Source organism: Streptosporangium sp. NPDC004379 (genome assembly GCF_042873875.1).
Classification (GTDB): Bacteria; Actinomycetota; Actinomycetes; order Streptosporangiales; family Streptosporangiaceae; genus Streptosporangium.
This window is the reverse complement of record NZ_JBIAMC010000010.1, coordinates 92,945-109,140: the sequence shown is the minus strand read 5'-3', so window position 1 is coordinate 109,140 and position 16,196 is coordinate 92,945. Positions and strand designations below refer to the sequence as shown.

Sequence of the window (16,196 nt, the reverse complement as noted above, 5' to 3'; positions counted from 1 at the left end):
CCGCTACGGCCGGGCAGGCGGCGCCTGCCGGTACGGCGTGCCCGGCTCCGGCCCGGCGGCCCGCGCCCGTTCGCGCATCGTCCCGGCCTCCGGCTCCGCGGGCGACGCCTGCCGGTGCGTCGCCTCGGGCTCCGGCCCGGCGGGCGGCGTCCGCCGGTACGCCGTCCACATCTCCCGCATCCTGGTCGCCTGGCCCTCGGTGAACCCCGACATGCACCGGTCGTGGGTGTAGTCCATGAAGTTGTGCACCGGGTCCGCGCCGTCGCCCGCGCAGGTGTCCTTGCGCACCGGGCAGCCCTGGGTGGGGAGACCCTCGGACGGGGTGTCGTCGACGGTGTCGCCCAGCGGGAGGCAGCCGTTCTCGAAGGTGTGCAGCAGCCCGAGCCAGTGGCCGATCTCGTGGACCCCGGTGAAGCCGAGTCCGAAGTCGCGCAGCGAACCGCCCGGCAGGGTGCGCCAGTCGAGAACCACGCCGTCGCCCGCGGGGTCGCCGGCGTACCAGTACGGGTAGGTCGAGTAGCCCAGCACCAGGCGGCCGAGCTGGGCGATGTAGAGGTTGAGGGTCTCCGGCCCGCCCCGGCGCATCCGCTCCAGCGTCGCCAGACGGCCCAGCGGGTCACGGAACAGCACGGGATCGTCGGTCCGGGTCAGGCCGTCGAGGCGGAACCTGATCCCGGTGTCGGCCCCGCCGTACCGCCCGCCGTAGGCGGCGTTGAGCGTGGCGATCTGGGCGCGCACCGTGTCGTCGGGCGCGCCGAGGGAACCGGCGGTGATGACGTGCGCCTGGACGGGCACCGTGACGGGGGTCCAGCTCAGGCCCGCCGGACGCGGCAGCCTGGCCTGGCGCGCCCGCAGGTCGGCCAGCATCTCCTCGGCCTGGACCCGGCCGGAGCCGTGCGATTCGACGGACGCGCCGGGGAGCGGCGCCCGCACCCGCGCGGCCTCGGCCCGCACGCCGGGGAACGGCGCCCGCGCCCGCGTGCCCGGGAACGACTCCCGGACCGGGGTGCTCTCGGCCGGCGCACCGGGAACCGGCAGCCGTACGGCCGGCATGCCGGGGACCGGAGCCCGCGCGGTCTCGGCGCACCGGGCCGGTCCGGCCACCGCGGACGGCCGCGACGGTGCGCCGGGAGCGGAGCCCGCCGCCGACACGCACATCACGAGAACGGCGATCGCGCGCCGAGCCATGCACTCCCCCGACAGGTCACCCCGGCCGGTCGTTCGCCGTCCGGCGAGAACCGACCTTAGCCTGACCTGCGGCGATCAGCCGCGAGCAACACTCACTCGCCGCCGGAGTCCTCACCCTTGGGGAGGCCCTCGTAGATCTCCTTGCACTCGGGGCAGACGGGGAACTTCTGTGGGTCGCGGTTGGGCACCCAGACCTTCCCGCAGAGCGCGCGCACCGGGGTGCCGCTCAGCGCGCTCTCCATGATCTTGTTCTTCTCGACGTAGTGGGCGAACCGCTCGTGGTCGCCGTCACCGTGCGAGAGGTTCGGCCGGACGTCGCTCTCAAGGAGAATCTTCGTGCTCACCCTGCAGATTTTATGCCCGCATCCCACCGGTCGCCGCTCCGGCGCTCATCGGCGGCCGTCCGCGTCCCGATCCGCGCCCCGATTCGCGCCTCGGTCCGCGTCCCGATCCGCGCCCCGGTCCGGGAGACGGTTCCGCTCCGGTGCGGACCGGCGGACGTGGACCGGCTCCCCCGGCCGCGCCAGGCGGAAGAGCGGCACGGCGTTGTTCAGGGGTATGCGGGCGCAGCCGTGGGAGGCGGGGTAGCGCGGGACGAGCGTGGAGCCGTGGATGGCGATGCCGCCGTTGAAGTAGACGGGGTAGTACATCGCGCCCAGGTAGCCCATCGACCAGCCGCGCACCCGCTCCCCCACCCGGAAGTCGCCGAGCGGGGTGTCGGCGAACCCGCAGTGGCCGCGTTCGCAGTAGGACCGCTCCGCGCCGGTGGACACGTGGCTGACCAGCACGGGTCTGCCGCGCCGCCAGACGGTGAGGAGCTGGCGGCGCAGGTCGATCTCCACCCTCGACGGCTCCCCGTCGCGCACCAGCGGCCTGATCCGCGCCGGATGGACCAGCGCCCGCCAGGTGGCGGCGTCGATACGGTCCAGCGGGCGCATCCCGTTGGCCTTCTGGAAGGCCCATACGGCCGTGCGCATGCCGGAGTCGTAGACGGGGGTGGGCGGGCCCGCGTTGAACCCCAGCCCGTTGAGCCGCTTCTTCACCGCGACGATCTCCCGGCCGAGGCCGGCGCCGTCGCCGAACCTCAGGACGGGCGGCCCCGGCGCGGGGACGTCGCGGGAGTTCCGGGAGGGTACGGTTCCGGCGCGAGCCGGACCGGGGGCGAGGATCACCGTGGAAACGGTGATCATCACTGTGATCCGGAAACAGTGGGTGATCGTTCTCATGTCTGACGTCTAACCGTTCATGGGGACTTCCAATCCCCTTCCCGATCGCGTCGCCGCAGCTCAGAGCCACGAAACGGGTACGGCTCCCTGCCCCGGCGGGCGGGAGCCGTACCGGGTCCGGCGGGTCAGCCCATGTGGATCGGGGCGTCGGCGGTCTTGCGGCCCGCCCTGACGAACAGGGCGAACACCGCGGCGAGGACCGCGACCGCCGTGCTGACCGTGAAACCGAGGTGCATGCCGTCCAGGAAGGACAGGTGCGAGACGTCGGCGATGCCCCGGATGACCTGCTCGGGCACGCCCGGCATCTGCTGGGCGGTGGGCGCGCCGCCGTACTGGGCCAGTGCCTTCAGCGGTTCGGCCTGCTCGGGCGGCAGCGCCGGGAGGCCGGTGTCGGCCCAGTGCCGCGGGTAGACGTCGGCGACCCGGGCCGAGACGATCGCACCGAGGATCGCGGTGCCGAGCGCGCCGCCGACCTGCATGGCCGACTGCTGGACGCCGCCCGCGACGCCGCTGAGCTCCTCGGGCGAGTTGCCGACGATGATCTCGGTGGCGCCGACGAAGACCGGTGAGAGCCCGAAGGCCAGCAGCACGAACGGGATCGCGCTGTCGATGAAGGCGGCGTCGAGGCTGAGCCGCGACAGCAGGAACATCGCCAGGGCGGTGACGAGCATGCCGCCCGAGATCGTCACCCTGGGACCCAGCTTGCCGATCAGCACGGCGGCGAGCGGCGAGGCGAAGATCATTCCAGCGCTCATCGGCAGCATGCGCAGGCCCGAGTCCATGGGCGAGAGCCCGTGCACGCCCTGGAAGAAGAACGTCAGGAAGAACATCGCGCCGAACATGGAGAACGCGACCAGCACCATCAGGCCGGTGCCGATGGAGACCGAGGCGTTGCCGAAGAGGCTGAGCGGCAGCAGCGGTTCGGCGGCGCGGCGCTGCCACCACACGAACACGGCGCCGAGCACCACGGCGGCGGCCAGGAAGCCGATGGTCAGCGGGTCGCCCCAGCCCCATTCGGGGGCCTTGATGATGGCCCAGACCAGGGAGAACATCGTGAGCGACAGCAGCAGGACGCCCAGCCAGTCGACCTTGGACAGGGTCTGCGCCCTGCTCTCGACGAGCACCCACAGGCCCATGGCCAGGGCGACGGCGCCGACCGGGACGTTGATGAAGAAGACCGACTGCCAGCTCACGTGCTCGACGAGCAGGCCGCCGACGATCGGGCCGGCGGCGCTGGACAGGCCGATGATGCCACCCCAGGCGCCCATCGCGGTCTTCAGCCGCTCACCGGGGAAGGCGACGCGCAGCAGCGCGAGCGCGGCGGGCTGGAGCATCGCGCCGAACAGGCCCTGGAGCACGCGCAGCGCGATCAGCATGCCGACCGAGGAGCTGAGGCCGATCGCGAGCGAGGAGAGCGCGAAGCCGGCGACCCCGACCAAGAAGATCATCTTGTGCCCGAACAGGTCGCCGAGCTTGCCCGCGGTGATCAGGAACACCGCGAGGGCGAGCAGGTAGCCGCTGGTCACCCACTGGAGGTCGGCGAGGGACGCCTTCAGGTCCGTGGCGATCACCGGGTTGGCGATGGCGACGACGGTGCCGTCGAGCATCACCATGATCACGCCGAGCGAGACCGCGAGGAGGGTGAGCCACGGATGCCGTTGAACCGGCGGCGGATCGACGTCGGGTGACGGCGCGGCCACCGTCTCGGCTTCTGCCATGGATAACTCCCCCTTGCGCTCGGCCGCCCCGGATGAGGCGTCATACGGGGGTAATTTATGGCAGTCACTGACAACTGGCAAACTGTTTACTTTGTCACTCAGTGACGTATGGCACACTGTGAACACCACGTTTCGAAGAGGTGACAGAGATGAGCCGCCCCGGCCTGCGTGAACGCAAGAAACAGAGGACGCGGCAGGCGCTGGTCGACGCGGCCCTCGACCTGTTCGCCGAGCAGGGCTACGACGCCACGACGGTCGACCAGATCGCCGCCGCGGTCGACGTCTCCCCCCGCACCTTCTTCCGCTACTTCGCGACCAAGGAGGACGTCGCCCTCTCTCTGGACGCCGACGCACACGAGATCCTGCTCGCCGAGCTGGCCGCCAGGCCCGCGGAGGAGTCCCCGTTCACCGCCCTGGGCCGCGCGATGCACGCGATGATCACGCTGATGGAACAGTCCGACATCGCCGACCGGAGCAGGTTCCTCAAGGCGCGTGAGCTGATCGAGAGCACCCCGGCGCTCTTCGCCGGCGGCGTGCGCATGATGATGCAGAACGAGCGGATGCTGGCCGCCGAGATCGCCCGGCGCGAGGGCAGGGACCCCGGCGACCTGCTCTCCCAGTTCGTCGTCTCGCTGTTCACCTCCGCCGTCCGGATCGGCCTGGAGGGGTGCGGGCCGGGTGAGCTCAACGACCTCGCCGACCTGACCCGCCACGTGGAGCCGATGCTCAGGCTGGCCGAACGCTCGCTGCGCCCCGGCTGGGACCGCCCCGCGCCCGGCGGGAGCGCGACCGGCGAGGACTCCGCTCCGGACGACGCTCCCGTCCCGGGCGACGGCTCCGCTCCGGACGACGGTCCCGTCCCGGGCGACGGCTCCGCTCCGGACGACGGTCCCATCCCGGGCGGCGGCTGAGCCGCCGGCCGCCGGGGGTAGGTCCCGCCGGGTACGGCGCGGCCGTACCCGGCTAGTTCATGGAGGGGTCGTCGGGGCAGGTCGCGACGTAGGCAAGCTCGCCCGGCTGGCGGCGCAGCACCGCCCGCCACAGCGAGCCGGGGTCGGGGTAGAACGTGTCGCCGGGTTCGGCGTCCACGACGTACCAGGCTCCCTCCCCGATCTCGGTCTCCAACTGCCCGGCCGTCCACCCGGAGTATCCCGCGAAGATCCGCATCTGAGCGATCTCACCGGCGAGGATCTCCGGCGGTGCGTCGAGGTCGACCGTGCCCAGCCGCGACACCGCCGGGGTGCCGGCGTGCAGCCTCCGCCAGCCGAGCGGCTCCTGCCCGCTCGGGACCGCGGCCAGCGCCAGGGCGCTGTCGGTCTGCACGGGACCGCCCTGGAACAGCACGGGCGGCCCGGTGACCATCGTGTCCCAGGTCGGCAGCACCTGCGTCACCGAGATGTCGCTGGGCCGGTTGAGCACCACGCCCAGGGTGCCGCCCTCGGCGTCGTGCTCCAGGATCAGGACGACGCTGCGCCGGAAGTTGGGGTCGTCGAGTTGCGGCGCGGCCACCAGCAGCCCACCGACGTAGATCGCTTCCGCCATACATCCATGATGAGGGGTACGGCCCGCTTCGCGCCGCTCACCCCGGCTCCGGATTCCCGGAAAAGCACCCGGGGCTCACCGCGACGGCGGCCCCCCGCCGGAATGCGCGCCGGTAGGCGACGGGTGAGACGCCGACCCCCACCGCGAAGTGCCGCCGGAGCGAGGCGGCCGTGCCGAACCCCGAACGCGTCGCCACCCGGTCCACCGGCAGGTCCCCGGCCTCCAGCAGGGTACGGGCGAGATCGAGACGCTGCTGCAGGAGCCACCGTCCGGGACTGGTCCCGGTCTCCGCGCGGAACCGGCGGGTGAAGGTGCGAAGGCTCATCCGTGCGTGATCGGCCAGCGTGACCAGTGACAGCGGTTCACCCAGGTGCCGCATCGCCCACTCACGGGTGGCGGCCACAGAGGCATCGGAGGACGCGGGCAGCGGACGCTCGACGTACTGCGCCTGCCCACCGTCACGCCAGGGCGGCACCACGCACCGGCGGGCCACCTGGTTGGCCAGCTCGCTGCCGTGGTCGCGGCGGAGCAGATGCAGGCACAGATCCAACCCGGCGGCCGCACCGGCGCTGGTCAGTATGTCGCCGTCGTCGACGAACAACACGCCGGGGTCAAGCCTCACCCGGGGATGGTGCCGCCGGAAGTGCGCCGCGTGCCGCCAGTGTGTGGTGGCCGGCCGCCCGTTCAGCAATCCGGCCGCGGCCAGCACATAGGTGGCGATGCAGATCGTCACGAGCCGGGTGCCGGGGCGGATGGTGCCGAGCGCGATCGCCAGCGGCTCGGGCAGCGCGTGCGGCCCGGTGAACGCGGCGTGCGCCTCCGACCCCGGGACGACCACGGTGTCGGCCTCGGCCAGCACGCTCGCGTCGTGCGCGACCACGACCGAGTAGTCCGCGCCGGTCGCGACCGGCGCACCGTCCAGGCTACAGGTGATCACCTCGTACAGTCCCTCGGCGGTGCCGAAGATCCGGGCGGCCAGGCTGAGTTCGAACGGGACCACCCCGTCGAGGGCTAGGACGGCGACGCGGTGCATGGCCCGATTCTTGCGCATACCGGCATGCGGGCCGCTGGCGGAGGCGGCCGACCCCGGTGAGGCTGAGCCCATGATGCGTGCGATCACGCCCCTGGGCTGGGGCGGTCCCGAGGTTCTCACCGAGATCGAACTCCCCCGGCCGGATCCGCTGCCCACCGAGGTGCTGGTGCGGGTTCACGCGGCCGGGGTGAACCCCATCGACTGGAAGTCGCGGGCCACCGGAGGGTTCGTCCCCTGGGACGACCCGCCGATCCTCGGCTACGACGTCTCCGGAGTCGTCGAGGAGGTGGGGCTCGGCGTGCGGATCCTCGCGCCGGGCGACGAGGTGTTCGGCTTCCTGTGCTTCCCCCACCAGGCGGGCGCCTACGCCGAATACGTCACCGCGCCGGCCCGGCACTTCGCCCGCAAGCCGGCGAACGTGAGCCACGTGGAGGCGGCCGCCGTCCCGCTGGCGGCGCTCACCGCCTGGCAGGCGCTGGTGGACACCGCCGGGGTCCGCCCCGGGCAGCGCGTACTGGTCCACGCGGCGGCGGGCGGCGTCGGCCACTTCGCGGTACAGCTGGCCAAACATCTGGGCGCGCACGTCATCGGCACGGCACGGGCGGCCAAACACGGTTTCCTGCGCGACCTGGGCGCCGACGAGGTGATCGACTACACCGCGGTCGACTTCGTCACCGCCGTGGATCGGGTGGACGTCGTCATCGACGCGGTGGGCGGTGAGTACGGCCCGCGCTCGCTGCGGGTGCTGGATGAGGGCGGCGTACTGGTGTCGCTGCCGCGTGGGGGCGACGATCTGGTTCCCCGGGCACGGGCGCTGGGAATCCGCGCGGGATTCATGCTGGTCGAGCCCGACCACGACGGCATGCGCAGGATCGCCGGGCTGCTGGAGAGCGGTGAACTGCGCGTACGCGTGGAGACGGTGCTTCCCCTCTCCCGGGCGGCCGAGGCGCACCGGCTGGGCGAATCGGGCCGCACCACCGGGAAGATCGTCCTGTCGGTGGCGGATCGGACGGGGTGACCGCGGGCTCCGCCGGCGCCGGGCCCCGGATGGTGGGACCGAGGACCGGCGATTCCGGGTCTCACCATCCGAAGGCCCTCGGCGGGGACTTCTCCGTCAGGCCTCGGTCATGCCGCTGCGTGCCCGGCCGCCCGCCGACTCGCGCACGGCCGCCGCGACGGCGCCGGCCACGTCGGCGTGGAAGACGCTGGGGATGATGTAGTTCGGGCCCAGCTCCTCGTCGGTGACGACGGCGGCGAGTGCCTTGGCCGCCGCGAGCAGCATCTCCTCGCTGACGATGTTGGCCTGGGCGTCGAGCAGGCCGCGGAAGACTCCGGGGAAGGCCAGCACGTTGTTGATCTGGTTGGGGTAGTCGGAGCGGCCGGTGGCGACCACGGCGGCGTGCTCGCGGGCGTCGTCCGGGGAGACCTCCGGCTCGGGGTTGGCCAGCGCGAACACCACCGCGTCGTCGGCCATCGTGGCGATGTCGTCGCCGCTGAGGATGCCCGGGGCGGAGACGCCGATGAACACGTCCGCGCCCTTGATCGCGCCGCGCAGGTCGCCCGCGTAGCCTTCGGCGTTGGTGTGGTCGGCGATCCACCGCAGCGTGTCGTCCAGGTCGTCCCGGCCGCCGTGCACCGCGCCGAGGTAGTCGCAGACGATCATGTTGCGCGCGCCCGCGGCCATCAGCAGGCGCAGCACCGCCGTACCCGCGGCGCCGGCGCCGGCGAGGGTGATGCGGACCTGGCCCAGCTCCTTGCCGACCACGCGCAGCGCGTTGGTGAGCGCGGCCAGCACGCAGATCGCGGTGCCGTGCTGGTCGTCGTGGAAGACCGGGATGTCCAGCAGCTCACGCAGCCGCCGCTCCACCTCGAAGCAGCGCGGCGCGGAGATGTCCTCCAGGTTGATGCCGCCGAAGCCGGGGGCGATGAGCTGGACGGTGCGCACGATCTCGTCGATGTCCTGGGTGTCCAGGCAGATCGGCCAGGCGTCGATGTCGGCGAACCGCTTGAACAGCGCCGCCTTGCCCTCCATGACGGGCAGCGCGGCGGCCGGGCCGATGTTGCCCAGGCCCAGCACGGCCGAGCCGTCGGTGACGACGGCGACGCTGTTGCGCTTGATGGTGAGGCGGCGGGCGTCCTCGGGGTTGCGGGCGATGGCCATCGAGACCCGGGCGACGCCGGGGGTGTAGGCCATGGACAGCTCGTCTCGGTTGCGCAGCGGCACCTTCGACTTCATCTCGATCTTGCCGCCGAGATGCATGAGGAAGGTGCGGTCGGAGACCTTGTGGATGACGACGCCCTCGACCCCGCCGAGGTTGTCGACGATCGCCTGCGCGTGCTCGGTGTCCCTCGCGGCACAGGTCACGTCGATGCGCAGGGTCTCGTGACCCGCCGTGGTCACGTCGAGCGCGGTGACCACACCCCCGGCGGACTCTACGGCGTGGGTGAGCTGGCTGACGGCCTTGCCGCCGGCCGGCACCTCAAGGCGCACGGTGATGGAGTATGAAACGCTCGGCACGGTGGCCACAGTCAATCCGCTCCTTTGCGACTGACTTGCTTCAAGGATGCATCCATCGTGCCATCACCTGACGGGTGGACGGGCCAGCTCGGTCAGCTCAGTGCCATCGAAGCGGTCACGATGAGCTCCACGCACGTGTCGACCGGAATGGTCGTGCTGTCGAGCACGAGGTGGTAGAGCGTCGCCGAGGCCGGGTCGGCGCGGTAGAAATGGCGGACGTAGGCGGTCCGCGCCCGGTCGGCGTCGCGCACGAGCCTGCGCGCCTCCTCCTCGGGGACGCCGGTCAGCGTCGCGGTCTGGACGACCCTGCGCGCCACCGGGGCGTCCAGCCGCACGTGCAGCGCGCCGGGGTGGTCGGCCAGGACGATCGCCGCGGCGCGGCCGAGGAACACCCCGCCCCGCTCGCGCGCCGTCCGCCTGATCACCCGCTCGGTGTGGGCGACGAAGTCCTCCGGGAGCGGCGGCGCTCCCGGGAGGTAGACGTCGAGGCCGCCGAAGGTGACGGCCGGGAGCCGCATGACCCCCGACAGCAGCATGGACAGCCCGTGCTCGGCCCGGTCGTCGCGGGCCAGCGCCTCCTCCAGCGTGCAGCCGAGCACCTCGGCCACCTCGCCGGGGATCGCCCGGTCCACGAAGGGCACGCCCAGGCGCCCGGCCACCGCCGGGCCGATCACGCTTCCGGCGGTGCCGTACGTCGCGGAGATGGTGACGACCCGCATGCCCGTTCAATGCCCCGTGGGAGCGCGTTCAGCATTCTCCGCGCCCCCGCTTGGGACGGTTCCCGGAAGAGGGCGCCGCCCCCAGCGGAGGACGCCGGTCTCAGAAGAGGGCGCTGGCGAGGTTGCGGCGGGCCCGGGCGATGGACGGGTCCTCGGCGGGCAGCGTGTCGAACAGCCCGAGCAGGTGCACCCGGGCCCGGTCGCGCTCCTCGCCCGAGGTACGGCGCACCACCGCGACGAGCCGGTCGAAGGCGGCGTCCACCTCGCCGGAGAGCATCTCGAAGTCGGCGGCCAGCAGCTGGGCCTCGATGTCGGCGGGGTCGGCCAGGCGACGCTGCACGTCGGCGGGGTCGGCGTCCTGGGTCCGGCGGATCAGGCCGAGCCCGGCCAGCCCCAGCTTGGCGTCCACGTCGTTCGGGGAGCGGGCCAGCAGCCGCTCGTAGGCGGCCACGGCGCCCTCGAGGTCGCCGGCGTCGATGGCCTGCTCGGCGGCGATGATCTCCGGCTCGGCCTGCGGCTCCGGGGCCGCCTGGCCTTCCTCCCCCGCCTCGGCGCCCTCGGCGGCCGGCGAGAGGTACTGGGCCAGAGCCTCCATGAGCTGCGACAGCCAGTCACGGAGCTGTTCCTCGGTGGCGATGCCGGGGGCGACCGCCACCGGCTGCCCCTGGAAGATCGCGTATACGGCGGGGACGTTCTGCACCCGCAGGGCCTGGGCGATCTGCGGGCTGGTCTCCACGTCCACCCGGGCGAGGGTCCACCGGCCGGCGTTCTCGGCGGCCAGCTTCTCCAGCAGCAGGCTGTACTCCCTGGCCTGCTCGGCACGGGTCACCGTGAGCTCCAGCAGCACGAGGCTGTTCATGGAGCGTTCGACGACCTCCGTCGCGAAGGTGGCGTCGTCGGCGTGGATCACCTGCGCCGCGGTCCCGCCGCCCTCCCGCGCGACGGCCTCGCGCTTGGCCTGCGCCTCCATTGCCTGCTTGCGCGCGCCGAGATCCACGGCGCCGTACAGCGATCCGGGTCGTTTGAAGTCCGCTGGGCTCATGACTCCAATCCTGCCGTATCCCGCAGGCCACGCAGAATCGCCACCCTGATTCCCGCCTCCCGCCGGCCCGCTCCACGACGGGCCGGCGGGGGCGGCGGCTCTCAGAAGCGGGCGGGCTCGCTGTAGACGCCCCACACCCCGCGCAGGGCGTCGCAGATCTCGCCCAGCGTGGCCTCGGCGCGGACCGCCTCCAGCATCGGCGGGATGAGGTTGCCCTCGCCCGCGGCGATCCGCGTCATCTCGGCCAGCGCCGCGTCGACGGCCTTCTGGTCGCGGGCGGCGCGGCGGCCGGCGAGGACGCGGTTCTGCTCGCGCTCGACCTCGTGGCTGACCCGCAGGATCTCCAGCGGCTCCTCGACGGAGGAGGTGTGGCAGTTGACCCCGACGATCCGCTTGTCGCCCTTCTCCAGCTTGCGCTGGTAGTCGAAGGCGGCCTCGGCGATCTCGGACATGAACCAGCCGTCCTCGATGCCGCGCAGGATGCCGGAGGTCATCGTCCCGTCGGAGCCCATGTCGCGGATCCTCTGGAAGATCGCCTCGGCCTCGGCCTCGATCCGGTCGGTGAGCGCCTCGACGTACCACGAGCCGCCGAGGGGGTCGGCGACGTTGACGACCTCGGTCTCCTCCATGATCACCTGCTGGGTGCGCAGGGCGATCTCGGCGGCCTTCTCCGAGGGCAGCGCGAGGACCTCGTCCAGGGCGTTGGTGTGCAGCGAGTTCGTGCCGCCGAGCACGGCCGCGAGCGCCTCGACGGCGGTGCGCACCACGTTGTTGTACGGCTGCTGCGCGGTGAGGGAGACCCCGGCCGTCTGGGTGTGGAAGCGCAGCCACTGCGCCTTGTCCGTCTTCGCGCCGTAGACGTCGCGCATCCAGCGCGCCCAGATCCGCCGCGCCGCCCGGAACTTCGCGATCTCCTCGAAGAAGTCGATGTGCGCGTCGAAGAAGAAGGACAGGCCGGGCCCGAAGACGTCGACGTCCAGGCCCCGCGACAGGCCGAGCTCCACGTAGCCGAACCCGTCGGCCAGGGTGAAGGCCAGCTCCTGCGCGGCCGTGGAGCCGGCCTCGCGGATGTGGTAGCCGGACACGCTGAGCGGCTTGTAGGCCGGGATCTCGGCGGCGCAGTACTCCATCAGGTCGCCGATCAGCCGCAGGTGCGGCTCGGGGGCGAACAGCCACTCCTTCTGGGCGATGTACTCCTTGAAGATGTCGGTCTGCAGCGTGCCGTTCAGCCTGCCGACCGGCACGCCCTGCCGCTCGGCGGCCACGACGTACATGCAGAAGATCGGCACGGCCGGGCCGCTGATCGTCATCGAGGTGGTGATGTCGCCGAGCGGGATGCCGTCGAAGAGCAGGTCCATGTCGAGCGCGGAGTCGATCGCAACGCCGCAGTGGCCCACCTCGCCGAGCGAGCGCGGGTCGTCGGAGTCGCGGCCCATCAGCGTCGGCATGTCGAAGGCGACGCTCAGCCCGCCGCCGCCCGCGGCGAGGATCATCTTGTAGCGCTCGTTGGTCTGCCGGGCGTTGCCGAACCCGGCGAACTGCCGGATGGTCCAGGTCTTGCCCCGGTAGCCGGTGGCGTGCAGGCCGCGGGTGAACGGGTACTCCCCCGGCCAGCCGATGCGCTCCATCCGCGGGTCGTCGCCCTGGGGCCCGTAGACGGGCTCCACCTCCAGCCCCGACAGGGTCCGGAACTCCGTCGGCCGCCTGGCCGTCTGGTAGAACCGCGCCTGCCAGCGCGCCCGCCCTGCCTCGATCTCCTCGGCGTTCATGCCAACTCCCTTGTACGGCTCGCGGCTCGTGTGCGGCTTGTGGCCTCGTGGCTCGTGGCCTCGTGGAGGACGCCGGCGGGCCGCCCGCTCGTGACGGGTGAGGCCCGGGACATCCCCCTAGGAGAGATACTAGGACGTCCTAATAATTTCTGGTCAAGGCGCGAGGAAGAACACGGCGAGCCGACGCGCGGGAGAACCGGAGCCGCCACGGGAAGCGCGGGGAGGCCGGGGACCGTCACGGCGAGCCGGGAGCCGTACGGCCCGCCGGGGCTCAGTCCGCGAAGTCGCCGGCCGCCACCCGCAGCGTGCGGAGCAGGCCGAACATCTCCTCCAGCTCGGCCTCGCCGTACATGGTCATGGCGAAGTCGGCGGCCATCAGGTCGGCTGTGGCCGCCTCGACGGCCTTCCGTCCCCTGCCGGTGATCTCGGCCAGCACCCCCCGGCCGTCGCGCGGGTTGGGCATGCGCCGGACCAGCCCGGCGCGCTCCAGCCGGTCGACGGTGTTGGTCACGCTCGTGGGGTGGACCATCAGGCGCTCGCCGATCTTCGACAGCGGCAGCGACCCGGTCCTGCTGAAGGTCAGCAGGACCAGCGCCTCGTAGCGGGCGAAGGTCAAGTCATGCGGTTTGAGTAGCGTGTCCAGTTGCGAGAGCAGGATCTGGTGCGCTCTCATGATCGATGTGACGGCGGCCATGGCCGAGGACGGCCCGAAGTGAACGCGCCACGTCCGGGCGGCTCGCTCGATGGGGTCGAACGGCAGATTCAGCTGACCTGTAGCCACAGGGCTACGGTAGCGCGAGCTCATCCCGGTTCGCCCGTATACGTAGAGTCACAAGATTGACCGCTTCACCAAGAACCCGGGCACCAAACGTCACGCTCAGTTATGGTTCCCACATCGAATGGTGAGGGCGCGGCCAAAGCCGCGTCGCCTCAGTCCGGCTGCGGGGGATGCACGCCGGACCGGTTGCCGAGGGGACCGGCCACCGCACATTCACAGCACGGGGGGTGCTTGATGAACGACGATCCGATGGCGCTCGTGCGCCACGCGAGCTCATGGCCGGCCGACGCGGCGTGGATGCGTTCCACGCACGCCGGTGCGTGAGCACAGGGGCGTTTCACGCGAAGAACTCCAGCAGAGCGCGTTGGTGGCTGCCGCCGTCCTGCTCGTGCTGGGGCTGGCCGCGGCGTGGAGCGTCCTCATACCCGGCGTCGGAGCCTGGGAGAACACCGTGGTCGCCATGATCGGCTCGCTCCGCCTGACGGGGCCGGTGTCCGCGGCGTTCGCCGCCTGGGTGGCGGTGCGCAGGCGGCGCGAGAGCGGCCGGTGGCTGCCGACCACCTGGCGCGCGGTGCGCACGCCGCTGGCGGTGGCGGCGGTGCCGGCCGTGGCGTTCGCCGCGACGACGCTGGTGCTGGCCGTCCGGACGATCCTCGGCGAGCAGTCCGGGCGGCTGCCGCCCAGCGGCCTGTTCATGGGGATGGCCGGCCTGGCGCTGTACGTCACCGTCGGCTGGGTGATCGGGTGGCTGCTGCCCTGGACGATCACCCCGGTGATCGCCGGGCTCGGCTGCTACGGCCTCTTCACCTGGCTCGCCCAGAGCGGGACCTGGGCCGACCGGCTCGCCCCGGCCACACGCGAGCCGTACGACCCCTTCCAGGGGCTGAGCACGTCGGCGTTCGCCGACCAGACGTTCTGGCTGCTGGGCATCAGCGCCGTGCTGCTGCTCGGCTGGGCCGCGGTCGTGACGCGCCAGTCGCTCGCGCTGGCCGGCGCGCTGCTCGCCGTGCTCGCCGCGGCGGCGGGGATGGCCCGGCTGCTCAACGAGCCGCGGACGGTCACCGCGCAGCGGGTGGTCTACAGCTGCGAGGAGTGGCCGATCATGGTCTGCGTGCATCCGGGGATGCGCGACGGACTGCCCGAGCTGGGCTCGGCGTTCGTCAGGATCGCCTCCCGGCTGGCCGGGACGCCCGGGGAGTTCTCCCGGCTGGAGCAGCGCCCGCGGCGCGAGGACGCCCCGCTGCCGCCGGGCTCGGTGCCGATCCACGTGGACGACCTGTCCAGCGGGTTCGCCGACCAGGCGGCCGCCGAGTTCGTCGAGGGCCTGGCCCCCCGCTGCGCCGGCACCACCGCCCAGGGGTACCGCGACATCGTGGTCGCGTGGCTGGCGGGGCGGCCGCTGCCCGGCGGGCCGCTGGCCGAGCACCAGTACGCCGCCGCGTGGTTCGCGGGTCTCACCGACACCCAGCGGCGCGACTGGCTGCGGACGCACTACGACCGGTTCGCCGGGTGCCGGCTGCAGAGCGGCGACTTCGGCGGGCAGGTACCGCAGGTCGCGCAGCCGGCCGCGCAGCCTCCGGCAGGCGGGTATCCGGGAGCCGGGGGCCTCGGGACCGGAGGGACGGGGGCCGGGGGCACGGCGCCCGCCGGGCCGGCGCCCCAGGCGTCCGCCCTCTACGGGACGCCGGGCGGCGCGCCCACCACGGCGGGCGCGCCGCCCCTCCCCCGGACGGCCCCGGCGGGCCGGACCGCGCCGGACCGCTGAGGCCCGCCGGACCGTTTCCGGACCGTTCCCGGATCACTGCCGGACCACCGGGCCGCCGGACGGCTCCCGCCCCGGTCTCCCGTTCCGATTCACCGGGACGGCCTGCCGGGACGGCCTTTCCGGGGGCACGGCCGGGCCGGCGGGCGTGAGAAGGACCCCGTGGGGGGAAGGAGATCGTCGTGAACGCTTCTCCACAGGCACCCCCCGGGGCGTCCCCGCCGCGTCGCCGACGCGGCCTGCGCTTCCTCGCCGGGGTCGTCGTCACGCTCGCCATCGTCGCCGGAGCCGCCTGGCTGGTCTGGACGCGGCTGAACCCGTTCGGCGAGACCTCGATCGACCGCAGCCAGCCCGCGCTGCTGCAGTCGATCCACAACCTCAGCCGTTTCGAGGCGGCCACCGGCAACTTCCAGGTCATCGTCGACCTGGAGAAGGACGCCGCGTTCCTGCCCGACGCCGTCAAGGGCACCCGGACCCTCTTCGTGGGCGCCGGCGGCGTCGACGCCTACGTCGACTTCGGCGGCCTGTCCTCCGGCGCGCTGACCGTGTCGCCCGACCGCAGGGAGGTGACGGTGAAGCTGCCGCACGCGCAGCTCGAGAAGCCCAACCTCGACAACCGGCGGTCCTACGTCTACGCCCAGCAGCGCGGCCTGTTCGACCGGGTCCAGGACTTCCTGTCGTCCTCCCCGGGCGACCAGCGCGAGCTCTACCAGCTGGCCGAGAAGAAGATCGCCGATGCCGCACAGGCCAGCGACCTGCGCGACCGGGCCGACCAGAACACCAGGGCCATGCTCCAGGGCATGCTGGGCGGCCTGGGCTTCAAGAAGGTCACCGTCACGCTGGACGGCCGGCCGTAGGCTCCGCCCGCCGGTCCCGGACCGGCGGGCCGTACGGCGGGCAC

15 protein-coding genes are annotated in these 16,196 nt (G+C 72.5%); 4 read left to right on the top strand and 11 right to left on the bottom strand.

Annotation, left to right across the window (positions count from 1 at the left end; translation table 11 throughout):
* Positions 1 to 3: 3 nt before the first annotated feature.
* The 4 genes from ACFYSC_RS22335 to ACFYSC_RS22320 all read right to left on the bottom strand — a co-directional run bounded on the left by ACFYSC_RS22335 (position 4) and on the right by ACFYSC_RS22320 (position 4,132).
* Entirely contained in the window at positions 4 to 1,188 is a 1,185-nt protein-coding gene (locus ACFYSC_RS22335) for a M43 family zinc metalloprotease (RefSeq protein ID WP_389964734.1), read from the bottom strand.
* Positions 1,189 to 1,280: 92 nt separating this feature from the next.
* The gene (locus tag ACFYSC_RS22330; protein ID WP_389964731.1) at positions 1,281 to 1,532 is read right to left on the bottom strand and encodes a DUF3039 domain-containing protein; all 252 of its coding nucleotides are present in this window, start codon (positions 1,530 to 1,532) and stop codon (positions 1,281 to 1,283) included.
* 45 nt (positions 1,533 to 1,577) lie between these two features.
* Complete coding sequence (locus tag ACFYSC_RS22325) at positions 1,578 to 2,414, bottom strand: L,D-transpeptidase family protein (RefSeq protein ID WP_389964728.1); 837 nt, start codon at positions 2,412 to 2,414, stop codon at positions 1,578 to 1,580.
* Between the two features lie 125 nt (positions 2,415 to 2,539).
* Complete coding sequence (locus ACFYSC_RS22320; protein WP_389964725.1) at positions 2,540 to 4,132, bottom strand: DHA2 family efflux MFS transporter permease subunit; 1,593 nt, start codon at positions 4,130 to 4,132, stop codon at positions 2,540 to 2,542.
* Positions 4,133 to 4,281: 149 nt separating this feature from the next.
* Here ACFYSC_RS22320 and ACFYSC_RS22315 point away from each other — a divergent pair, with 149 nt between their 5' ends.
* Positions 4,282 to 5,043, top strand: a complete 762-nt coding sequence (locus tag ACFYSC_RS22315) for a TetR family transcriptional regulator (protein ID WP_389964722.1) — start codon at positions 4,282 to 4,284, stop codon at positions 5,041 to 5,043.
* A gap of 52 nt (positions 5,044 to 5,095) precedes the next feature.
* Here the strand turns inward: ACFYSC_RS22315 and ACFYSC_RS22310 are convergent, their stop codons facing one another.
* Together ACFYSC_RS22310 and ACFYSC_RS22305 are read right to left on the bottom strand one after the other, a co-directional pair.
* On the bottom strand, positions 5,096 to 5,674 hold the full coding sequence (locus tag ACFYSC_RS22310) for a YqgE/AlgH family protein (protein ID WP_362930509.1): 579 nt from the start codon (positions 5,672 to 5,674) through the stop codon (positions 5,096 to 5,098).
* 37 nt (positions 5,675 to 5,711) lie between these two features.
* On the bottom strand, positions 5,712 to 6,725 hold the full coding sequence (locus ACFYSC_RS22305; protein ID WP_389964720.1) for a GlxA family transcriptional regulator: 1,014 nt from the start codon (positions 6,723 to 6,725) through the stop codon (positions 5,712 to 5,714).
* 55 nt (positions 6,726 to 6,780) lie between these two features.
* On the opposite strand from ACFYSC_RS22305, the gene ACFYSC_RS22300 reads away from it, so the two are divergent.
* Positions 6,781 to 7,725 carry an NADP-dependent oxidoreductase gene (locus ACFYSC_RS22300; RefSeq protein ID WP_389965188.1) on the top strand — a complete coding sequence of 315 codons (945 nt, stop codon included), beginning with the start codon at positions 6,781 to 6,783 and terminating at the stop codon, positions 7,723 to 7,725.
* Positions 7,726 to 7,821: 96 nt separating this feature from the next.
* Here the strand turns inward: ACFYSC_RS22300 and ACFYSC_RS22295 are convergent, their stop codons facing one another.
* The 5 genes from ACFYSC_RS22295 to ACFYSC_RS22275 all read right to left on the bottom strand — a co-directional run bounded on the left by ACFYSC_RS22295 (position 7,822) and on the right by ACFYSC_RS22275 (position 13,560).
* A complete protein-coding gene (locus tag ACFYSC_RS22295) occupies positions 7,822 to 9,234 on the bottom strand; it encodes an NAD-dependent malic enzyme (protein ID WP_389965185.1) in 1,413 nt (470 codons plus the stop codon).
* 83 nt (positions 9,235 to 9,317) lie between these two features.
* Entirely contained in the window at positions 9,318 to 9,944 is a 627-nt protein-coding gene (locus ACFYSC_RS22290; RefSeq protein ID WP_389964717.1) for an AAA family ATPase, read from the bottom strand.
* Positions 9,945 to 10,044: 100 nt separating this feature from the next.
* Entirely contained in the window at positions 10,045 to 10,986 is a 942-nt protein-coding gene (locus tag ACFYSC_RS22285; protein ID WP_389964715.1) for a co-chaperone YbbN, read from the bottom strand.
* A gap of 101 nt (positions 10,987 to 11,087) precedes the next feature.
* Positions 11,088 to 12,755, bottom strand: coding sequence for a methylmalonyl-CoA mutase (locus tag ACFYSC_RS22280; RefSeq protein ID WP_389964712.1), 1,668 nt, complete (start codon positions 12,753 to 12,755; stop codon positions 11,088 to 11,090).
* A gap of 271 nt (positions 12,756 to 13,026) precedes the next feature.
* The gene (locus ACFYSC_RS22275; protein WP_389964709.1) at positions 13,027 to 13,560 is read right to left on the bottom strand and encodes a MarR family winged helix-turn-helix transcriptional regulator; all 534 of its coding nucleotides are present in this window, start codon (positions 13,558 to 13,560) and stop codon (positions 13,027 to 13,029) included.
* A 340-nt stretch (positions 13,561 to 13,900) separates the two neighbouring features.
* On the opposite strand from ACFYSC_RS22275, the gene ACFYSC_RS22270 reads away from it, so the two are divergent.
* Positions 13,901 to 15,298, top strand: a complete 1,398-nt coding sequence (locus ACFYSC_RS22270; RefSeq protein WP_389964706.1) for a hypothetical protein — start codon at positions 13,901 to 13,903, stop codon at positions 15,296 to 15,298.
* A 179-nt stretch (positions 15,299 to 15,477) separates the two neighbouring features.
* On the top strand, positions 15,478 to 16,152 hold the full coding sequence (locus tag ACFYSC_RS22265; protein WP_362930495.1) for a DUF4230 domain-containing protein: 675 nt from the start codon (positions 15,478 to 15,480) through the stop codon (positions 16,150 to 16,152).
* Positions 16,153 to 16,196 lie beyond the last annotated feature (44 nt).